The organism is Rhizobium sp. PL01, assembly GCF_033447125.1.
Classification (GTDB): Bacteria; Pseudomonadota; Alphaproteobacteria; order Rhizobiales; family Rhizobiaceae; genus Pararhizobium.
Window position 1 is genome coordinate 60,276 of sequence record NZ_JAWQUM010000014.1, and the last position, 21,110, is coordinate 81,385.

19 protein-coding genes are annotated in these 21,110 nt (G+C 59.0%); all 19 read right to left on the minus strand.

The features are described from left to right. Nucleotides 1–12 precede the first annotated feature (12 nt). Entirely contained in the window at nt 13–1,320 is a 1,308-nt protein-coding gene (locus R6X40_RS27055; RefSeq protein WP_318417759.1) for a lipoprotein-releasing ABC transporter permease subunit, read from the minus strand. A gap of 11 nt (nt 1,321–1,331) precedes the next feature. Further along, entirely contained in the window at nt 1,332–2,660 is a 1,329-nt protein-coding gene (gene proS / locus R6X40_RS27060; protein ID WP_318417761.1) for a proline--tRNA ligase, read from the minus strand. Between the two features lie 687 nt (nt 2,661–3,347). Next, a complete protein-coding gene (locus tag R6X40_RS27065) occupies nt 3,348–3,617 on the minus strand; it encodes a DUF1467 family protein (protein ID WP_318417763.1) in 270 nt (89 codons plus the stop codon). A 129-nt stretch (nt 3,618–3,746) separates the two neighbouring features. After that, nucleotides 3,747–4,151, minus strand: coding sequence for a methylmalonyl-CoA epimerase (gene mce / locus R6X40_RS27070; RefSeq protein ID WP_318417765.1), 405 nt, complete (start codon nt 4,149–4,151; stop codon nt 3,747–3,749). A gap of 18 nt (nt 4,152–4,169) precedes the next feature. Beyond that, nucleotides 4,170–5,837, minus strand: a complete 1,668-nt coding sequence (locus tag R6X40_RS27075) for a ribonuclease J (protein ID WP_318417766.1) — start codon at nt 5,835–5,837, stop codon at nt 4,170–4,172. Between the two features lie 35 nt (nt 5,838–5,872). Next, the gene (locus R6X40_RS27080; RefSeq protein WP_318417941.1) at nt 5,873–6,637 is read right to left on the minus strand and encodes a biotin--[acetyl-CoA-carboxylase] ligase; all 765 of its coding nucleotides are present in this window, start codon (nt 6,635–6,637) and stop codon (nt 5,873–5,875) included. Next, complete coding sequence (nuoN, locus tag R6X40_RS27085) at nt 6,637–8,079, minus strand: NADH-quinone oxidoreductase subunit NuoN (protein ID WP_318417768.1); 1,443 nt, start codon at nt 8,077–8,079, stop codon at nt 6,637–6,639. Before nuoN ends, R6X40_RS27080 begins: the two co-directional genes overlap by 1 nt. An 18-nt stretch (nt 8,080–8,097) precedes the next feature. Beyond that, nucleotides 8,098–9,609, minus strand: coding sequence for an NADH-quinone oxidoreductase subunit M (locus R6X40_RS27090; protein ID WP_318417769.1), 1,512 nt, complete (start codon nt 9,607–9,609; stop codon nt 8,098–8,100). Further along, on the minus strand, nt 9,609–11,606 hold the full coding sequence (gene nuoL / locus R6X40_RS27095; protein WP_318417770.1) for an NADH-quinone oxidoreductase subunit L: 1,998 nt from the start codon (nt 11,604–11,606) through the stop codon (nt 9,609–9,611). The genes R6X40_RS27090 and nuoL overlap by 1 nt, the downstream gene beginning before the upstream one ends. Nucleotides 11,607–11,613: 7 nt before the next feature. Continuing rightward, nucleotides 11,614–11,922, minus strand: a complete 309-nt coding sequence (gene nuoK / locus R6X40_RS27100; RefSeq protein ID WP_318417772.1) for an NADH-quinone oxidoreductase subunit NuoK — start codon at nt 11,920–11,922, stop codon at nt 11,614–11,616. A gap of 27 nt (nt 11,923–11,949) precedes the next feature. Beyond that, nucleotides 11,950–12,564, minus strand: coding sequence for an NADH-quinone oxidoreductase subunit J (locus R6X40_RS27105; RefSeq protein WP_318417942.1), 615 nt, complete (start codon nt 12,562–12,564; stop codon nt 11,950–11,952). 138 nt (nt 12,565–12,702) lie between these two features. Then, a complete protein-coding gene (gene nuoI, locus R6X40_RS27110; RefSeq protein ID WP_037107770.1) occupies nt 12,703–13,194 on the minus strand; it encodes an NADH-quinone oxidoreductase subunit NuoI in 492 nt (163 codons plus the stop codon). Nucleotides 13,195–13,258: 64 nt separating this feature from the next. Further along, nucleotides 13,259–14,302 (minus strand): NADH-quinone oxidoreductase subunit NuoH, encoded by a 1,044-nt coding sequence (nuoH, locus tag R6X40_RS27115; RefSeq protein WP_318417774.1) that lies wholly within the window; start codon nt 14,300–14,302, stop codon nt 13,259–13,261. A 21-nt stretch (nt 14,303–14,323) separates the two neighbouring features. Beyond that, nucleotides 14,324–16,405 carry an NADH-quinone oxidoreductase subunit NuoG gene (gene nuoG / locus R6X40_RS27120; RefSeq protein ID WP_318417776.1) on the minus strand — a complete coding sequence of 694 codons (2,082 nt, stop codon included), beginning with the start codon at nt 16,403–16,405 and terminating at the stop codon, nt 14,324–14,326. Nucleotides 16,406–16,515: 110 nt separating this feature from the next. Then, a complete protein-coding gene (locus tag R6X40_RS27125; RefSeq protein WP_318417777.1) occupies nt 16,516–17,196 on the minus strand; it encodes a hypothetical protein in 681 nt (226 codons plus the stop codon). 5 nt (nt 17,197–17,201) lie between these two features. After that, a complete protein-coding gene (gene nuoF, locus R6X40_RS27130; protein ID WP_318417779.1) occupies nt 17,202–18,506 on the minus strand; it encodes an NADH-quinone oxidoreductase subunit NuoF in 1,305 nt (434 codons plus the stop codon). A gap of 12 nt (nt 18,507–18,518) precedes the next feature. After that, entirely contained in the window at nt 18,519–19,637 is a 1,119-nt protein-coding gene (locus R6X40_RS27135) for an NADH-quinone oxidoreductase subunit E (protein WP_318417780.1), read from the minus strand. A gap of 15 nt (nt 19,638–19,652) precedes the next feature. After that, on the minus strand, nt 19,653–19,916 hold the full coding sequence (locus R6X40_RS27140) for a hypothetical protein (protein ID WP_318417782.1): 264 nt from the start codon (nt 19,914–19,916) through the stop codon (nt 19,653–19,655). Further along, nucleotides 19,916–21,106 (minus strand): NADH-quinone oxidoreductase subunit D, encoded by a 1,191-nt coding sequence (locus R6X40_RS27145; RefSeq protein WP_318417784.1) that lies wholly within the window; start codon nt 21,104–21,106, stop codon nt 19,916–19,918. The genes R6X40_RS27140 and R6X40_RS27145 overlap by 1 nt, the downstream gene beginning before the upstream one ends. Nucleotides 21,107–21,110 lie beyond the last annotated feature (4 nt).

Below are 21,110 nucleotides of genomic sequence, written 5' to 3' on the forward strand. Positions count from 1 at the left end.
TGTAATCCCTCGTTATTCGTAGCGCAGAGCCTGAACCGGATCGAGGCGCGAAGCACGCCAGGCCGGAAAGATCGTGGCAAGAAAGGACAGGCCGATGGCCATGAGCACGACCGAAGTCGTTTCGCCCAGGTTCATATCGGCCGGAAGCTGGCTTAAGAAATAGAGTTCGGGATTGAACAAGGTCGTGCCCGACATCCAGGAGAAGAACTGGCGGATAGACTCGATGTTGAGACAGACCACAACCCCCAGAAGCACACCTGCGATGGTACCGACGATACCGATCGCCGCCCCTGTCATAAAGAATATCCGCATAATGGAACCTGATGAGGCGCCCATGGTGCGCATGATGGCGATGTCGCGCCCCTTGTCCTTCACCAGCATGATCAGGCCGGAGACGATGTTGAGCGCCGCCACCAGAATGATCAGCGTTAGGATCATGAACATGACGTTGCGCTCCACCTGAAGGGCGGAGAAGAAGGTCTTATTGCGGTCACGCCAGTCGCTGATCAGCACCGGCCGGCCGGCAGCATCCTCGATCGGCTGGCGCAAATCATCAACAGTGTCCGGATTGGTGACGAACAGTTCGATCGATTGGGCAATGCCCTCGGCGTTGAAATAGAGCTGGGCCTCTTCAAGCGGCATGAAGATGATAGAGGCATCATATTCCGACATGCCGATCTCGAAGATCGCCGACACGGTATAGGACTTGACCCGCGGCGTGACGCCCATCGGCGTGATATCGCCGTCCTGCGACACCAGCGTTATCGTCCCGCCAGCCGTGATTCCCAGTTGCTGGGCCATGCGCGAACCGATCGCGACACCGGTTCCAGCGGCATAACCGACGAGATCACCGGACTGGATATGATCGGAAATCGACTTCATCTTGACGAGATCGTCGGCACGCACGCCACGAACCAAGGCACCAGTGCTGGCTCCCCCTTGGCCGGAGGCCAGCGTCTGGCCTTCGATCATCGGGATTGCCATGGTCACGCCCTTGACGCCGGAAAACTTGGTCGCAAGGTCGGCATAGTTATCCAACGGCCCATCCAGCGGCTGGACGATCATATGACCATTGATGCCAAGGATTCGCGAAATCAACTCGGTGCGGAAACCGTTCATGACAGCCATGACGATGATCAGCGTTGCCACACCGAGCATGATGCCAATGAAAGAAAAGCCGGCGATCACCGAAATGAACGCTTCCTTGCGGCGCGAGCGCAGATAGCGCCAGGCCACCATGCGCTCGAATGTGGAAAACGGACGGCTCGACGGCGCCTTGGCGGTCGCTGCCTTTTCCTGTTCTAGCGTCGCAGCGCTCATTCCTTGGTCCCTTATTTCGAGGCTGTCAGCTTGTTGATGGCAGCCTCGATCGTCAATGTTTCGCGGGCGCCGGTCTTGCGGTCCTTGAGCTCGACCTCACCATTAGCGACCGAGCGCGGACCGGCAATGATCTGCACGGGAACCCCGATCAGGTCGGCAGTGGCAAACTTCGTGCCGGCGCGGTCGTCCTTGTCGTCATACAGTGTATCGAATCCTGCGTTGTTGAGTGCAGCATAGATGGTTTCGCACGCCGCGTCGCATGCTTCGTCGCCGGATTTCATGTTGATCACAACTGCATCGAATGGCGCGATCGAGGCCGGCCAGATGATGCCGTTCTCGTCATGCGAGGCTTCGATGATGGCGGGAACCAAGCGGGTCGGGCCAATGCCGTAGGAGCCCATGTGCACCGTGTGTTCCTTGCCGTCGGGGCCCTGAACCTTGGCGCCCATGGCTTCGGAATACTTGGTGCCGAAATAGAAGATGTGGCCGACTTCGATACCGCGTGCCGAAACCTTCGAAGCGTCATCGATAGCGTTAAATGCCGCTTCGTCATGCATCTCGGAGGTGGCGGCGTAGAGCGACGTCCACTTGTCAAAGATCGCCTTCATCGCGGCGGCATCCCAGAAATCCGTATCGTCGGATGGAATGTCGAAATCGAGGAAGTGCTTGTGGCAGAAGACTTCCGATTCACCGGTATCGGCAAGGATGATGAACTCGTGGCTGAGATCGCCACCGATCGGACCGGTATCAGCCCGCATCGGAATGGCGCGCAGGCCGAGCCGCGCAAAGGTGCGCAGATAGGAGGCGAACATGCGATTGTAGCTGTCCACCGCGCCTTCGCGGTTGAGATCGAAGGAATAGGCATCCTTCATCAGAAACTCGCGCGAACGCATGGTGCCGAAACGCGGACGGCGCTCGTCACGGAATTTCAGCTGGATATGATAGAGATTGAGCGGCAGGTCCTTGTAAGACTTGACGTAGGACCGGAATATGTCCGTGACCATTTCTTCGTTGGTCGGCCCATAGAGCATGTCGCGCTTGTTGCGATCCTTGATCCGCAGCATTTCGTCGCCATAGGCGTCGTAGCGGCCACTCTCCTGCCAGAGCTCGGCCGATTGCAGCGTCGGCATCAAAAGCTCAACGGCGCCGGCGCGGTTCTGTTCTTCCCGGATGATCTTGTTGACCTTGTCGAGAACCCGCTTTCCAAGTGGCAGCCATGTATAGATGCCCGCGGACTGCTGGCGCACCATGCCGGCACGCAGCATCAGCCGGTGCGAGACAATTTCCGCTTCCTTCGGGGTTTCCTTCAGAATGGGCATGAAAAAGCGGGACAGGCGCATGAACAGGTTCCAGAAGTTAAAAGCACTTCGCACTATCGTTGGATTCGGGCGAAATAACGTTGAGCCTGCAGGCCGCGCACGCACCAGGCGCACAAACCGGACACTGCCGTTTGACTGTTTGCCGCGATCATCCGGCCAGCTGATTCCAGAAGGGGATGCACCGCGCTCAAGCGTTCATAGACGCTTCGCGGCAGGAAGAAAACCCGTCATCTTCTTTGGCAGAACACGTGAAGGAGCAGTGGATTTCAAGACCGGGAAAAACAAAAATACCTGCGTCAAAAAGGCACGGTAGTAACAGGATTTTGACAGAAGTTGTCAACGGAAAAATTTTACTAGAGTGTAGCAAAAATGCAAAAAAATCGGATGACAACGCATAATGTTTGGGCTAGTTTTGGCCCACAAAAGAGGCAGGGAGATTAAATTCTTGTCGATTTCGCGGTCAAGTCTTGGGAGGATAAGATCTTAGGCGCGTTTACACGCAGCCACCGGTAACGGATAAGGATCACGCGATACTTTAAAGAACAAGGCTTTTAGCCTTGTTTTTTTTTGACTTTTATACTGGACGCATCGGCAGAAAATGCGATCGCGGCCTGAATCGCGGCAATTCTGTGGCGTCAATATCAGATTGCCCGCCCCGAAGCCGGGTAAGCCGCTGCTATCGCAGCCGCAGTAACACCGATCATCCCCTCAATAGAACTTCGGCGCAAATTGCGGGATTGAGTCCAGGCCGTAGCCCATACGGACCGAAAGAACATACCAGATGGCATGGATCACCGCAGCGAGCACCGAGGTCATCAGAAAGACCCAAAGGGCGCGAAACCGCGCAGGCGCACTTTCAACACTACCCGGCACGACTTCGTTCTCTTCCGCCTGCGTGCGCAGGCCGATCGGCAGAACAATGAACAGTGTCAGCCACCAGATGATGAAGTAGATCGCGAAGGTGGAAAAGATCGGCATGGTGGTCTCTCATTACGAAGGGAGATGGATGTCTCGCCTCTTGGCATTGCGCGCTGGAGCGACGTTATAGCGCTTTCGCATCTGCCCGACAAATACTGCGCCCGATAAATACCGGCGCGCGGTCTTCTGTCACACCTGTTCGAGTTCGATCAACGTGCCGAAGAAATCCTTCGGATGAAGAAACAGCACGGGCTTGCCGTGGGCGCCGATCTTCGGATTGCCATCCCCAAGCACCCTGCCCCCGGCGGCAACAAGGCTATCGCGCGCAGCCAGGATATCGTCAACCTCGTAGCAGATATGGTGCATACCGCCCGCGGGGTTTTTCGCAAGGAACGCCGCGATCGGCGATTCAGCGCCGATCGGCTCCAGCAGTTCGACCTTGGTATTCGCAAGCGTTACGAACACGACGTTGACGCCGTGTTCCGGCAATGTTTCCGGCTCGGTCACCGACGCCCCGAGCACCGACCGGTACCGCTCCGCCGCTTCGGCAAGATCCGGAACGGCAAGAGCGATATGGTTGACACGTCCAAGCATTGGAGCTGATCCCGGCTATCAGAGCTTGTTGATGAAGACGGTAACGACCGGCTTCTTACCCCAGACGTCATTGGCCGTGCCGCGGATAGCCCGGCGGACGGCTTCCGTCACCATGGCGATATCCTTGCGCTTGCCGCGCGGGATGCTTTCGACAGCACCCAGGACCGCATCATAAAGCGTGTCGTTCATGTCTTCGCCTTCGTCGTCGAACTCCGGCAGGCCGATTGGAACGACGATCGGATCAGCAGCGAAATCGTAGCGTGCGTCCAGAACCACATTGACTGCGACATGACCGGCAAAGGACAGCTTGCGGCGATCGCCGATCCCCATCTCCTCGAAATCACCGATCAGGCTGCCGTCCTTGTAGATGCGGCCGTGTGGCGCGGTGCCGATCACGGTTGCCGGTCCCGGCGCAAGGCGGAGAATGTCACCGTTGCGAACCCGTGGAACGGTCTTGATACCGGATTGCAGGCCAAGTTCGGCCTGCGCGCTCAGATGTGCCGCTTCACCATGCACGGGCACCAGCATCTGCGGGCGCGTCCACTGGTACATCTGCTGCAACTCGTTGCGGCGGGGATGGCCGGAAACGTGGACCAGCGCTTCATTATCGGTGACGATATGAATGCCCTGCTCGACGAGGCCGTTCTTGATATCGTTGATCGCCTTCTCGTTGCCGGGAATGGCGCGCGAGGAAAACACGACGGTATCGCCAGCAGTCAGCGCCACATTCCGCATCTCGTCGCGCGAGATCTTGGCGAGTGCAGCGCGGGATTCGCCCTGGCTGCCGGTCAAGATCACCACGACCTTGTCACGCGGGATATAGCCAAATTCGTCTTCGGCGATGAACGGGTTCAGCCCTTCCATCAACCCGACATCGCGGGCGACGTCGCAGACGCGTTTCATCGAGCTGCCCAGAAGCAGCACTTCGCGGCCGGCAGCAGCCGATGCCTTCGCAATCGAGCGGATGCGGCCGACATTCGACGAAAAGGTGGTGATGGCCACGCGACCCTTGGCGTTCTCAATGATCTTGGTGAGGCTGGTCGAAACTTCCTCCTCCGAAGGAGAGACACCATCACGCATCGCATTGGTGCTGTCGCACATCAGCGCCAGCACGCCCTCGTCGCCAACGGCACGGAACCGCGCTTCATCGGTGAAAGGCCCGAGCGACGGCGCGTGATCGATCTTCCAGTCGCCGGTGTGGACGACATTTCCCAGCGGCGTGCGAATGACCAGCGACATCGGCTCGGGAATCGAGTGGTTGACACCGACGGCTTCGATCTCGAAAGGCCCGACATTGATGCGGTCGCCTTCCTTGAAGATGGTGATCGGCACCTGGGCGCGGCTGCGCTCGTAGGAGCGTTTGGCTTCCAGCATGCCCGCCGTAAATGGCGAGGCATAAACCGGCACGTTCAGACCCGGCCACAGATCGGCCAGCGCGCCATAATGGTCTTCATGGGCGTGGGTGATGATGATGCCCTTGAGGTTCTTGCGCTCTTCGGCAAGGAACCGGATATCGGGCAGCACCAGGTCAACGCCGGGCAGATCGAGGCCCGGGAAGGTTACGCCGCAATCGACCATGATCCACTGGCGGTGGGCGGGCGAACCATAGCCGTAAAGGGCCAGGTTCATGCCGATTTCCCCCACTCCGCCCAGCGGCAGGAAGACGAGTTCGTCTTGTTTGCTCATTGATTGATTGCGCCTTATGTCACCCGAAATGGGGTCTATCCAAAAAATACATCGCCTGCGGCGATGCGTTGAACCGCGCCTGCTCCGAGATCGAGCATCAGCCGGCCGTCTTCATCTATGCCTTCGAACCGTCCGGAAAGCGAGCGATCCGGCAGGTTGACTGTAATCTTCTGGCCTATGCCGCCTGCCGCGGACCGCCATTGTGCGATAATCTCTGCGATGCCGTCGCCATGGTTCCAGGTGTTCAAAGCGTCGGCCATGCTGCGAAACAGATGGGCAAACAGTTCGTCCGGTGAAACGGCGGCACCTTCAGCCTGCAGGCTGGTCACAGGATAGAGCCCATGATCCGGCGCCAGCGCGACATTGATGCCGCAGCCGATCACCAGTGCATGATGCCCGTCCGGCAGCCCCTCGCCTTCCAGCAGGATACCGCAGCACTTCTTGCCTGCAATCAGAATATCGTTCGGCCATTTGATCGAGACCGGATTGGTCCCTGCCGGCATCACCGCCTGGATCGCGCGGTGGACTGCAACGGCGACCGCAAGCGGCAGCGATTGCAGTTTTGCCATTGGCGCCGGATCGATCAGCAAAAGCGAGGCGTAGAGATTGCCCGGTTCCGATGCCCAGCTGCGGCCACGCCGGCCACGGCCGGACATCTGCCGCGCTGCGGTGATCCAGTGAAGTCCCGGATCACCCGCACGCGCCCGGATCAGGCATTCCGTATTCGTCGATCCGACATCGCCAAGCGCCGTATGCCGGAAGTTATCGAGCGAAACCCTGCCGATCCGGTCCTGTCCTATCAAAAGAACGTCCGCGCTGCGACTTCGGCCGCAGTACCGATCGGTCCACCGATCAGAACATAGGCAAGAACGAACAGACCGGAAAGGCCGTAGACCAGACGCAGCACGCCGGACGGACGTGCAAACTCGCCCTTCGGATCATCGAACCACATCAGCTTGATGACGCGCAGATAATAGTAAGCACCGACGACGGAGGCGAGAACGCCGATGATTGCCAAGGCATAAAGATGCGCTTCGATTGCCGCCATGAACACGAAATACTTGGCAAAGAAGCCTGCCAGTGGCGGGATACCAGCCAGCGAGAACATCATCACCGTCAGGACCGACGCCATCAGCGGATTGGTCTGCGACAGGCCAGCGAGATCGTCGACGCTTTCGACGTGATTACCGTCTTTGCGCTTCATCGCCATGATGCAGGCAAAGGTGCCAAGCGTCATGACCACATAGACCAGCATATAGATCAATACGCCGCGCACACCGGCCATCGAACCGCTGGACAGACCGACGAGCGCATAGCCCATGTGGCCGATCGACGAATAGGCCATCAGCCGCTTGATGTTCTTCTGGCCGATAGCCGCAAACGAGCCGAGCAGCATTGAGGCAATCGAGATGAAGACGATGATCTGCTGCCAGTCGGTAACGATCGGCTCGAACGGCATGATCACCAGCCGGATCAACATCGCCATCGCAGCAACCTTCGGAGCGGCTGCGAAGAATGCCGTCACCGGGGTCGGTGCGCCCTCGTAAACGTCCGGCGTCCACATATGGAACGGAACCGCCGAAATCTTGAAGGCGACGCCCGCAAGAATGAAGACCAGACCGAAGACCAGGCCGAGCGAACGGCCCTCTGCCGACAGGGCGGCCGCGATGCCTTCAAAACCGGTATGCCCGGTGAAACCGTAGACCAGAGACATGCCATAGAGCAGCATGCCGGAGGACAGGGCGCCGAGGACGAAATATTTAAGACCCGCTTCTGTCGACCGCAGATTGTCGCGGTTCATCGCAGCGACGACGTAGAGTGCCAGCGACTGCAGTTCGAGTGCCAGATAGACCGAGATCAGGTCGTTGGCGGAAATCATCAGCAGCATGCCAAGCGTGGCCAGAACGATCAGAACCGGGAATTCGAACCGGTCGATACCGCTCGAACGCGCCTCGCCCGCCGCCATGATCAGCGCCACGATGGAGCCGAACAGCGTCAGAACCTTCATGAACTTGCCGAACGGATCGGAGAGGAAAGCGCCGTTATAGGCCTGACCGTCGCCGGTCTGCCAGACCAGCCAGACGCCGGAAACGGCGAGCAGGCCAACGGCAAGCCACGTCACCAGACCGGACGATTTCTCGCCGGAAAAGACGCCGATCATCAACAACACCATGGCGCCAACCGCAAGGATCAGCTCGGGCATCGACAGGTGCAGGCTCAGAAGGAATGTTTCAGTCGTCATTTCAATCCCGTCCTGTCGTCATTTCGCCGAAAGCGCAACATTTTGCGCTGCCTGCACGGCCGCAGTGTAGTTGTTGATAAGCACGTCCACCGAGGCTGCCGTCGCATCGAATACCGGAGCCGGATAGACCCCGAAGAAGATGGTCAGCACGATCAGCGGATAGAGCAGCGCCTTTTCACGGCCGGAGAGATCCAGCAGCGATTTCAGGCTGTCCTTGTCGAGTGTGCCGAAGATTACCCGGCGGTAGAGCCACAGAGCATAACACGCCGACAGGATAACGCCGGTGGTGGCGAAGAACGCAACCCAGGTGTTGGCCCGGAAGGCGCCGACCAGCACGGTGATTTCACCGACGAAGCCGGACGTGCCCGGAAGGCCGACATTGGCCATGGTGAAGATCATGAAGGCTACCGCGTATTTCGGCATGTTGTTGACGAGGCCGCCATAGGCACTGATCTCACGTGTGTGGGTACGGTCGTAGACCACGCCGACACAAAGGAAGAGTGCGCCGGACACGAGGCCGTGCGACAGCATCTGGAAGATCGCACCCTGCACGCCCTGCGTATTGGCGGCAAAGATACCCATGGTCACGTAGCCCATGTGGGCGACCGACGAATAGGCAATCAGCTTCTTGATGTCCGACTGCATCATCGCCACCAGCGAGGTGTAGATGATCGCGACGACTGAAAGCGTGAAGACGAAAGGTGCGAAATATTCAGACGCCAGCGGGAACATCGGCAGCGAGAAGCGCAGGAAGCCGTAGCCGCCGAGCTTCAGGAGAACCCCAGCCAGAATGACCGAGCCCGCCGTCGGCGCCTGAACGTGCGCGTCGGGAAGCCATGTATGGACCGGCCACATCGGCATCTTCACCGCGAACGAGGCGAAGAAGGCGAGCCATAGCCATGTCTGCATCTGGGCCGGGAACTGGTAGGCAAGCAATTCAGCGATATCGGTCGTGCCGGCCTGCCAGTACATCGCCATGATGGCGAGCAGCATCAGCACCGAGCCGAGCAGCGTGTAGAGGAAGAACTTGTAGGCTGCGTAGACGCGTTCCTTGCCACCCCAGACACCGATGATGATGAACATCGGGATCAGGCCAGCTTCGAAGAACACATAGAACAGCACGATATCGAGCGACACGAAGACGCCGATCATGAACACTTCCAACAGAAGGAAGGCGATCATGTACTGCTTCAGGCGCTTTTCGACGGAGACCCAGCTGGCCACGACGCAGAACGGCATCAGGAAAGCCGACAGCACGACGAACAGCATGGAAATGCCGTCGATGCCGAGATGATAGGAAATGCCGGTACCAAGCCAGGCATGCTTCTCGACCATCTGGAAGCCTGGGTTCGACTGATCGAAGCTCCACCAGATCCAGCAGGATACCAGGAAAGTAACAATCGTCGTCAGCAGCGAGATGTTCAGGATATTGCGGCGGCCGGAGGCGCTGTCTTCACGCGTCAAAAGCAGAAGAGCAACACCGACCAGCGGCAGGAAGGTGACCGCGGAGAGAATGGGCCAATCGGTCATCAGAAGGAGCTCCCGAGCATCATCCAGGTAACGAGCGCCGCAATGCCAATGAGCATCACGAATGCGTAGTGATAGAGGTAACCGGTCTGCAGACGAACGACACGGTCAGTCACGTCCATGACGCGAGCGGCAATGCCGTTCGGGCCATAGCCGTCGATGACGCGGCCATCACCTTCCTTCCAGAGGAAAGTACCAAGCCGTTTGGCCGGACGCACGAACAGGAAGTCGTAAAGTTCGTCGAAATACCACTTGTTGAGCAGGAACTGGTAGAGACCGCGGTGCTGCTCGGCCAGGTACTTCGGTGTCTCCGGCGAGCGGATATACATGTACCAAGCGGTGACGAAACCAAGGATCATGGCAATGAACGGGCTGAGTGCGACCCATGCCGGAACGTGATGGAATTCATCGACAAGCTCGTTGCCCGGCAGCGTGAACAATGCGCCCTGCCAGAACTCAGTATATTCATGGCCGTAGAAGTATCCCTCACCGAGGAAACCGGCAACCACTGCACCGAAAGCCAGGATGTAGAGCGGGACCAGCATGACTTGCGGCGATTCGTGCACGTGGTGCATGACCTCGTGGGACGCACGCGGCTTGCCGAAGAAGGTCAGGAACATCAGGCGCCACGAGTAGAAACTCGTGAACAGCGCCGCAATGACCAGAAGCGTGAAGGCGAAGCCGCCAACCGAGGAATGCGATGCGTAGGCCGCCTCGATGATCACGTCCTTGGAGAAGAAGCCAGCAAAACCAAACGACGTGAACGGAATCCCGACGCCGGTGATCGCCAAGGTGCCGATCAGCATCATGGTGAAGGTCACCTTGATGTGCGGACGCAGGCCGCCCATGTGGCGCATGTCCTGCTCACCATCGACGGCATGGATGACCGAGCCGGCGCATAGGAACAGCAGTGCCTTGAAGAAGGCGTGCGTGAACAGGTGGAAGATAGCAGCGCCATAGGCGCCTGTTCCGAGCGCCACGAACATGTAGCCGAGCTGCGAACAGGTCGAATAGGCGATAACGCGCTTGATATCGTTCTGGACGAGACCGACGGTCGCCGCGAAAAATGCGGTGATCGCGCCGATGACGGTGACGACCATCAGAGCCGTATGGGACAGTTCGAACAGCGGCGACATGCGGGCGACGAGGAAGACACCGGCAGTGACCATGGTCGCGGCGTGGATCAGCGCCGACACAGGCGTCGGGCCTTCCATGGCGTCCGGCAGCCAGGTGTGCAGCAGGAACTGCGCCGACTTGCCCATAGCGCCCATGAACAACAGCAAGCAGACGCCGGTGATCGCATGGGCCTTGTCGAGATGCATGCCGAACAAGTTGATGACGACTTCGCCACCTTCGACCGCGCCTTCGGCGGGCAGATAGCTGGCAGCAGCGGCAAAGATGGTTTCGAAGCTGATCGAGCCGAACAGGACGAAGACGCCGAAGATGCCGAGCGCAAAGCCAAAGTCACCGACGCGGTTGACGATGAACGCCTTCATTGCCGCAGCCGATGCCGATGGCTTCTTGTACCAGAAGCCGATCAGCAGATAGGACGCGAGACCCACGCCTTCCCAGCCGAAGAACATCTGCAACAGGTTGTCCGACGTCACCAGCATCAGCATGGCGAAGGTGAACAGCGACAGATAGGCAAAGAAGCGCGGCCGATGCGGATCGTGGTGCATGTAGCCGATCGAATACAGGTGAACCAGGCAGGACACCGTGTTGACGACGACGAACATGACGGCTGTCAGCGTATCGACCCGGAAGGCCCATTCGGCATCGAAGCTGCCGGACTGGATCCAGCGCATCACGGTAACCTTGATCAGCTCCGTCTCGCCAAGCGCGACGTGGAAGAAAACGACCCAGGACAGGACCGCGACAATAATCATGAATCCGGTTGTGACGTATTCCGAAGCCTTGGCACCGATCGAGGTGCCGAACAGGCCCGCGATCAGGAAGCCGATCAGCGGCAGGAAGACGATGGCTTGAATAATCGTATTCATTGGCCGCTCAGCCCTTCATCATGTTGACGTCTTCCACGGCGATGGAGCCGCGGTTACGGTAGAAGACGACGAGAATTGCAAGACCGATGGCAGCTTCCGCAGCCGCAACGGTCAGAATGAACAGGGCGAACACCTGGCCGGTGATGTCGTTCAGGAAGTGCGAGAACGCGACCATGTTGATGTTGACCGCCAGCAGAATGAGTTCCACCGACATCAGGATGATGATGACGTTCTTCCGGTTGAGGAAGATGCCGAAGACGCCCAGTATGAACAGGATGGCGCTGACGGTCAGATAGTGGGAAATACCGATTTCCATGATGTGTTCCTTGACCTCGCGTCCGTCTTAAAGGCCCTGCCCCGACTTCACCTTGACCACTTCAACAGCGGTCTTGGGCGAACGGGCAACCTGTGTGGGAATATCCTGGCGCTTGATGTTGTCGCGATGGCGCAACGTCAGAACGATGGCGCCGATCATGGCGACCAACAGAACCAGGCCGGCAATCTGGAAGAAGTAGACGTAGTGCGTATAGAGCACGTCGCCGAGCGCTGCCGTGTTGGTCCGATCCGTGATCGCCGGGATCGGCATCGAGATCGACTTGGCAATTTCCGGCGAGAACGAGCTGCCACCGACCACGATGATCAATTCAGCGGCAAGTACCAGGCCGATCAGCGCGCCGACCGGCGCATAGTCAAGCACGCCCGATCTCAGCTGCGTGAAGTCGATGTCGAGCATCATCACCACGAAGAGGAAGAGAACCGCAACCGCGCCGATATAAACGACCAGCAGGATCATCGCCAGGAACTCGGCGCCCGTCAGAAGAAACAGGCCAGCCGCGTTGAAGAACGTCAGGATCAGAAACAGCACGGAATAAACGGGGTTCCGCGCAGAAATCACCATGAACGCCGACGCAACCGCGACGAATGAAAAAAGATAGAAAAAAAGAGCCTGCAGACCCATGATCGGTGCCTTTTTCGTCTTCCCCGGGCAGGCATGGCCAAGAGCCATCCTTCCCACTGGCGCACCGGTCATGCCGGCCACGCCCAAGATCAGTGTAACGCCTGCCGCAAATGGCAGACGCAGTCCCCATGCAAAGTCTTACCGGTAAGGCGAGTCTATTGCGATGTTGCGGGCAATTTCGCGTTCCCAACGGTCGCCGTTGGAAAGCAGCCGGTCCTTGTCGTAGTAGAGCTCTTCGCGCGTCTCGGTGGCGAACTCGAAGTTCGGGCCTTCCACGATCGCGTCTACCGGACAGGCTTCCTGGCAGAAACCGCAATAGATGCACTTCACCATGTCGATGTCGTAACGGACCGTACGGCGCGTGCCATCGTTGCGGCGCGGGCCAGCTTCGATGGTAATCGCCTGGGCAGGACAGATCGCTTCGCACAGCTTGCAGGCGATGCAGCGTTCTTCGCCATTCGGATAACGGCGCAGAGCGTGTTCACCACGGAAGCGAGGGCTGACCGGCCCCTTTTCAAACGGATAGTTCAGCGTCGACTTCGGTGCGAAGAAATAGCGCATCGACAGGAAAAACGCGTTGACGAATTCCTTGAGGAACAGCGAACTGACGGCTTGCGACAGACTTGCCATCATCAACCTCCAAACGTGCCGGCCTGGGAGGCGCCGGCTGATTTTGCGAAACGGTGATCGGACATCAGGCCCACACCACCAGTTTCAACGTGACTGCAACAATAAAGACCATGGCGAGCGACAGCGGAAGGAAGACCTTCCAGCCGAGGCGCATCAGCTGGTCGTAGCGATAGCGAGGTACGAAGGCCTTCACCATGGCGAACATGAAGAACACCATCGAGGACTTCAGGATGAACCAGATGATGCCCGGAACCCAATTGAGGAACCATACATCGACCGGAGGCAGCCAGCCACCGAGGAACAGGATCGTCGTCAGCGCACACATCAGGCAGATGGCTGCGTATTCGCCGAGCATGAACATCATGTACGGGGTCGAGCCATATTCGACCATGAAGCCGGCGACCAGTTCCGATTCCGCTTCCACGAGGTCGAAGGGCGGACGGTTGGTTTCAGCGAGCGCCGAGATGAAGAAGATGATGAACATCGGGAACAGCGGCAGCCAGTACCAATCCAGGAAGGATCCTGGCAGGCCCATCATCGTTCCGAGACCATCGCGCTGTGAATCGACAATATCCGTCAGATTGAGCGAACCGGCGCAGAGCAGCACGGTGACGATGACGAAGCCGATCGAGACTTCGTAGGAGACCATCTGGGCCGCCGAACGCAGCGCCGAGAGGAACGGATACTTGGAGTTCGATGCCCAGCCGCCGATGATGACGCCGTAAACCTCTAGCGAGGAAATGGCGAAAACATAGAGAATGCCGACATTGATATTGGCCATGACCCAGTTGTCGTTGAGCGGGATAACCGCCCATGCTGCCAAGGCCAGCGTCACGGAAACCAGCGGCGCTAGCAGGAACAAAATTTTGTTCGAGCCGGCTGGAATGACCGGTTCCTTGAAGACGAACTTCAAAAGGTCGGCGAAGGACTGGAAAAGTCCCCACGGGCCTACCACATTCGGTCCACGGCGCATCTGCACCGCGGCCCAGATCTTGCGGTCAGCCAGCAGAATGTAGGCGATGAAGATCAGAAGCGCGACCAGTAGCAGCAGCGACTGGCCGATCATGATGGCCGTTGGCCAGACATAGGTCGAAATGAAAGCGTCCATTTTCGTCTTATTCCTTCGCGCTCATTCCGCCGCAGCTTTGAAATTGTTGCGTGCCAAAGCCGAACATTCGGCCATGACGGCAGATGCGCGTGCTATCGGGTTCGTCAAATAGAAGTCTTTGACCGGAGACGCAAACACCGATTTGCCCATCTCACCGGCTTTTTGTGCAAGTGCGGCAATTTCACCGCTTGCGCTCGTTGCAATCATGTCGATCGCAGCGAAATGCGGATGCGCCGCGTAGAGCTTGCCGCGCAATTCTGCAAGCGAATCAAACGGCAGCTTCTTGCCAAGCACGTCAGAAAGCGCGCGAATGATCGCCCAGTCCTCGCGGGCGTCGCCCGGTGCAAAGCCTGCACGGTTGCCCATCTGGACACGGCCTTCGGTGTTGACCCAGATACCGGACTTTTCGGTATAGGTCGCGCCCGGCAGCACAACGTCGGCGCCATGCGCACCTTCGTCGCCATGTGAACCGATATAGACGGTGAAGCCAGCGGTCTTGCCGGAGAAATCCATCTCGTCGGCGCCGAGCAGGAACAGAACGTCGGTTCCAGTCAACATCTCCGCGGCAGTCTTGCCCCCCTCACCCGGCACGAAGCCGAGATCGAGACCACCGACGCGCGACGCTGCTGTGTGGAGAACGGCAAAACCGTTCCAGTCTGCGGTCACTGCGCCAACGGCACCAGCGAGCTTGGCAGCGGCGGCCAGAACCGAAGCGCCGTTGCCGCCGGAGATCGCGCCTTGGCCGATGATGATCATCGGGCGCTCTGCCTTTTTCAAGACACTGAGGAACTTGCCTTTACCGCTGACCAGTTCGGCCAGCGAATCCGTGCCTGCACCGAGATACTCATAAGAGTAGCGCAGCTCAGCCTGTTCGCCGATCACACCGATCGGGAAATTGGCCATCCGGAACCGCTTGCGGATACGGGCGTTGAGAACTGACGCTTCAAAGCGCGGGTTCGAACCGATGATCAAAAGCGCATCGGCGTTTTCGATACCCTGGATCGTCGGGTTGAAGAGGTAGCTTGCACGGCCGAACGAAGGATCGAGCGCTGCGCCATCCTGACGGCAGTCGATATTCGTCGAACCCAGCGAGGAGATCAGTGCCTTCAGCGCGTACATTTCCTCGACGGAAGCCAGATCGCCCGCGATAGCGCCGATCTTGTCGCCGCTGGTCTTGGCAACAGCGCCCTTAATTGCCGCAAAAGCCTCGTTCCAGCTGGCGGGCTGCAGGCGTCCGTCCTTCTTCACATAGGGGCGGTCGAGACGCTGCGTCTTCAGGCCATCCCAGATGAAGCGGGTCTTGTCGGAGATCCACTCTTCGTTGATCTCTTCATTGACGCGCGGCATGACGCGCATGACTTCGCGGCCACGAGTATCGACGCGGATTGCCGAGCCGACGGCGTCCATGACGTCGATCGATTCGGTCTTACCGAGTTCCCACGGGCGGGCGTTGAAAGCGTAGGGCTTGGACGTCAGAGCGCCGACCGGGCAGAGATCGACCACATTGCCCTGAAGCTCCGACGTCATCGCCTGCTCGAGATAGGTGGTGATCTCGGCATCTTCGCCGCGGCCAATCAGGCCGAGTTCGGCAATACCGGCGACTTCAGTGGTGAAGCGGACGCAACGCGTGCAGTGAATGCAGCGGTTCATCACCGTGCTGACCAGCGGGCCGATATACTTGTCTTCGACAGCCCGCTTGTTTTCGGTGTAGCGGGTCGAATCGACGCCGAAGGCCATCGCCTGGTCCTGCAGGTCGCATTCGCCGCCCTGGTCACAAATCGGGCAGTCGAGCGGATGGTTGATCAGCAGGAACTCCATCACGCCTTCGCGGGCCTTTTTGACCATTGGCGTGGTCGTGAAGACTTCCGGTGCTTCGCCGTTCGGGCCGGGACGCAGGTCGCGCACACCCATGGCGCAGGAGGCTGCCGGTTTCGGCGGCCCTCCTTTCACCTCGATCAGACACATGCGGCAGTTTCCGGCGACCGACAGCCGCTCATGGAAACAGAAGCGCGGAACCTCAGCGCCGGCCTCTTCGCACGCCTGCAGCAGCGTGAAATGATCCGGGACCTCGATCTCTTTTCCGTCGACTTTCAGCTTTGCCATCTTCGCACTCAATCCTGTCGTTCATTCGCCAGCCAAAGCGGCGAACAGATATTATAAAGGCACGCTAACCTGTTGAACGAAAACCACCGGGCCTCGCTCGAAACTCAATCTCAGCCCTTCATCAGGGCCTTTGCCTGGGCGACCCAGCCGTCCCGCGCGATGCGACCACCAAAACCCAGCTGGTCGTCGATACGCTGCACGTCCTTATCGCTCCATAAAGCGACATCGGCATAACGCCGCACGCCCATTCCATTCAAAACCTGCTCCAGCTTCGGGCCGATGCCCGAAATCCGCTTCAAGTCGTCCGCCTGCGTTTCAACAACGCGGACGGTTTTGTGCAGCTTCGGCTTTTCAGCCTTCGCCGGAACAACCGAAACCGGTTCGTTCGCAACCGGCCTTGCCTTTATCGGCCGAGCCTTGCCCGGAGCCTTGGCGAGCGCCTTCGCCCCTGGTGCGGCCTTCGCCACAACAACCGGCTTCTCTACCGGTTCAACTGCCTTTACCGCCGGCTCTTCATCCGCCACGACGCCGGTCTTCTGCGCCGTATCGGCCAGCCCCTGCATCGCACCGAGCATGAAGCCGGCGATCTGGCTGGTCATACCAAAACCGATCGCCGTCACTGCTGCCATTGCTGCCGCCGGATGCTGCATCAGCGGATACAGCTCTACCTTTGGCATGTCCTTCAACCATTCGGCCATGCCGAACGGATCGTTGCTGGCCGGAGAACCGGTCGAGGTTCCGGCAGATCCTGCCTGTGTCCCCTTCCCCGTTTCGTTTTCCGGCCGAGCCATATCGTTTACTCCGCCGCGGCCAGCACCGCGCCATGCGATGATGAATTGCGGGTGTATTCGTCGATGCGTGCTTCCATCTCTGGACGGAAGTTGCGGATCAGGCCCTGGATCGGCCATGCGGCCGCGTCGCCGAGCGCGCAGATGGTGTGGCCTTCGACCTGCTTGGTGACATCGAACAGCATGTCGATTTCGCGCTTCTGGGCGCGTCCCTGAACCATGCGCTCCATGACGCGCATCATCCAGCCGGTGCCTTCACGGCACGGCGTGCACTGGCCGCAGCTCTCATGCTTGTAGAAAGCAGCGAGGCGCCAGATGGCCTTGATGATGTCGGTGGAGCGATCCATGACGATGATGGCGGCGGTACCGAACGACGACTTGACGTCGCGCATGCCGTCAAAGTCCATCGGTGCGTCAATGATGTCCTCGGCCTTGACCACCGGACAGGACGAACCGCCAGGGATGACGGCCAGAAGATTATCCCAGCCGCCGCGGATACCACCGCAATGGCGCTCGATCATCTCGCGGAACGGTGTGCCCATCGCGTCTTCGAAGGTGCACGGCTTGTTGACGTGACCGGAAACCATAAACAGCTTGGTGCCGACATTGTTCGGACGGCCGATAGCCGAGAACCAGGACGCACCACGGCGCAGGATGGTCGGGGCAACGGCGATCGATTCGACATTGTTGACCGTCGTCGGGCAGCCGTAGAGGCCCATATTGGCCGGGAACGGAGGCTTCAGGCGCGGCTGGCCCTTCTTGCCTTCGAGGCTTTCGAGAAGTGCTGTTTCCTCGCCGCAGATATAGGCACCGGCGCCGTGATGGACATAGATCTCCATGTCCCAGCCGAGCTTGTTGTTGATGCCGAGAAGACCGGCGTCATAGCATTCGTCGATCGCAGCCTGCAGCGCTTCGCGTTCGCGGACGTATTCGCCGCGCACGTAAATATAGGCAACATGTGCGCCCATGGCGAAGCTCGCGATCACGCAGCCTTCGATCAGCGTATGCGGATCGTGGCGCATGATGTCGCGGTCCTTGCAGGTACCGGGCTCCGATTCGTCGGCGTTGACGACGAGATAATGCGGGCGGCCGTCGCTTTCCTTCGGCATGAAGGACCACTTCAGACCTGTTGGGAAGCCGGCACCACCACGTCCACGAAGGCCGGAAGCCTTCATTTCGTTGATGATCCAGTCACGGCCCTTTTCCAGGATCTGCTTGGTGCCATCCCAGTGGCCACGGCCCATGGCGCCCTTGAGCGACTTGTCATGGATGCCGTAGATATTGGTAAAAATGCGATCTTTATCGTCGAGCATGGTTCACCTAACTTATCGCGGCTTCTTGCCGAAAACTTTGATGTATTCGGCTTCGCCGCCCTTGGCCAGCGCCTTGGCTTGCTTGACCCAATCGTCGCGTTCGATGCGGCCTTTGAAATTCAGATAGCCGTCCACCCACTCGCGCTCGGCCTTCTTCCAGCCCGCAACCTGCGTGAAGGTGAAGATGCCGAGTTCGTGCAGGGTGATTTCGATCTTCGGGCCAACGCCGGAGATCAGCTTCAGGTCATCCAGTGCATCCGGCTTTGCAATGCCTGCGGGACGGTTCTTGTCCTCGAGCGACGGCTTGGCCGCCGAAGCGGCTGGCTTGGCGCCGCCTTCAGCCTTGGTCTCGCCGGAAACCTTGTCGTTTGCAGCGGATTCGGACTTTGCCGTCACCGGCGTCTTCAAGGTCGGATCGGTTTCCGGAGTATCGGTCTTGGCACGCGCAGCGTTCGATGGCGGTACGCTGACGGCTGCGTCATCGCTGACCTTCTTGGCGCGCGGAGCGGTTGGCTTCTTTTCCGGGGTCGTCAATGTGCTGAGGCCACCGACTGGGGCCGAGAAGATACGGTCGATCTGCGGACCCGGCTTGACGTCGGCACCCTTGCCTGCGTCGAAACGGTCGATGATGTATTCCAGCTGCGGAACCGTGAGGTCTTCATAGGTATCCTTGAAGATCATCACCATCGGCGCGTTGACGCAGGTCCCCTGACACTCGACTTCTTCCCAGGACAGCGTGCCTGCTTCGTTCGGCGTCAGCGGATTGGGATGAATGCGTTTCTTGCAAAGACTGATCAGCTCTTCCGAGCCACGCAGCATGCACGGCGTCGTGCCGCAGACCTGAACGTGGGCGCGCGTGCCGACCGGCTTCAATTGGAACTGGGTGTAGAAGGTCGCGACCTCAAGGGCGCGGATATACGGCATGGTCAGCATGTCGGCGATGCTTTCGATCGCCGCCTTGGTGACCCAGCCATCCTGCTCCTGCGCGCGCATCAACAGCGGAATGACCGCCGATTGCTCGCGGCCCTTCGGATATTTCTTGATGGTGGCCTTGGCCCATACGGCGTTATCCTTGCTGAACGCAAAGGCCGCTGGCTGGACATTTTCTTCGGCTAGTCGACGAACGGACATTCTTCCCGCACCTTATCAGTTAATCGAACCGCACCGCGATGTCGTCAGGGTGACGAATTCGCAGGCATAGGCTGACTGGTCTTTTTGCAAAAATACGATGTAGCGCGTGCCGTTCGGCACTGCGGCCCTGATCTCATAACCCTGGCTCAGAAGCCTGCCCATGCCGCTGCCGGACGAACCGCTCATCGCAGGTTCATCGGACTTCGGGGCGGTTTCCTGCGCAAAAGCAGGAGCCGCAGCAAGCATCGAGGCCAAAAATGTCAGGGCCACCCTGCGCATCAACGATCAACCTCGCCGAACACGATATCAAGCGAGCCGAGAATAGCGGAAACGTCCGCCAGCTGGTGGCCGCGACAGATATAATCCATGGCCTGAAGATGGGCGTAGCCCGGCGCGCGGATCTTGCAGCGATACGGCTTGTTGGTGCCGTCGGAGATCAGATAGACGCCGAACTCGCCCTTCGGCGCTTCGACAGCCGCGTAAACCTCGCCCTCCGGCACGTGATAGCCTTCGGTATAGAGCTTGAAATGGTGGATCAAGGCTTCCATCGAGCGCTTCATCTCACCGCGCTTCGGCGGCACGATCTTGCCGTCGAGCGACGAGACCGGACCGACCTTGGCGTCGCCCAGCAAGCGATTGACGCACTGGCGCATGATCTTTGCGGACTCACGCATTTCGATCATGCGGATCAGGTAACGGTCGAAGCAGTCGCCGTTCTTGCCGATCGGGATATCGAAATCCATGTCGGCATAGCATTCATAGGGCTGTGACTTGCGCAGATCCCAAGGCGCACCCGAGCCACGAACCATCACACCGGAGAAACCCCAGGCCCAGGCATCGTCCAGCGTCACGACGCCGATATCCACGTTTCGCTGCTTGAAGATACGGTTGCCGGTGAGCAATTCGTCGATATCGTCAACGGTCTTCAGGAACGGATCGATCCACTTGCCTATGTCTTCGACCAGTTCGTGGGGCAGGTCCTGGTGGACGCCGCCCGGACGGAAATAGGCCGAGTGCATGCGCGCGCCGCAGGCCCGCTCATAAAACACCATCAGCTTTTCGCGCTCTTCAAAGCCCCAGAGCGGCGGCGTCAGCGCGCCGACGTCCATGGCCTGCGTCGTAACGTTGAGAAGATGCGACAGGATACGGCCGATTTCCGAATAGAGAACGCGGATCAGCTGGCCGCGGATCGGCACCTCGGTCGCGGTCAGTCTTTCGACAGCCAGCGCAAAGGCATGCTCCTGGTTCATCGGCGCGACGTAATCCAGCCGGTCAAAATAGGGCACGGCCTGCAAATAGGTCTTGGTCTCGATCAGCTTTTCAGTACCGCGATGCAACAGGCCGATATGCGGATCGACGCGTTCGACGATTTCGCCGTCGAGCTCCAGCACAAGACGCAACACGCCGTGCGCCGCCGGATGCTGCGGGCCGAAATTGATGTTAAAATTCCGGACGTTATGTTCGTTCATGCCG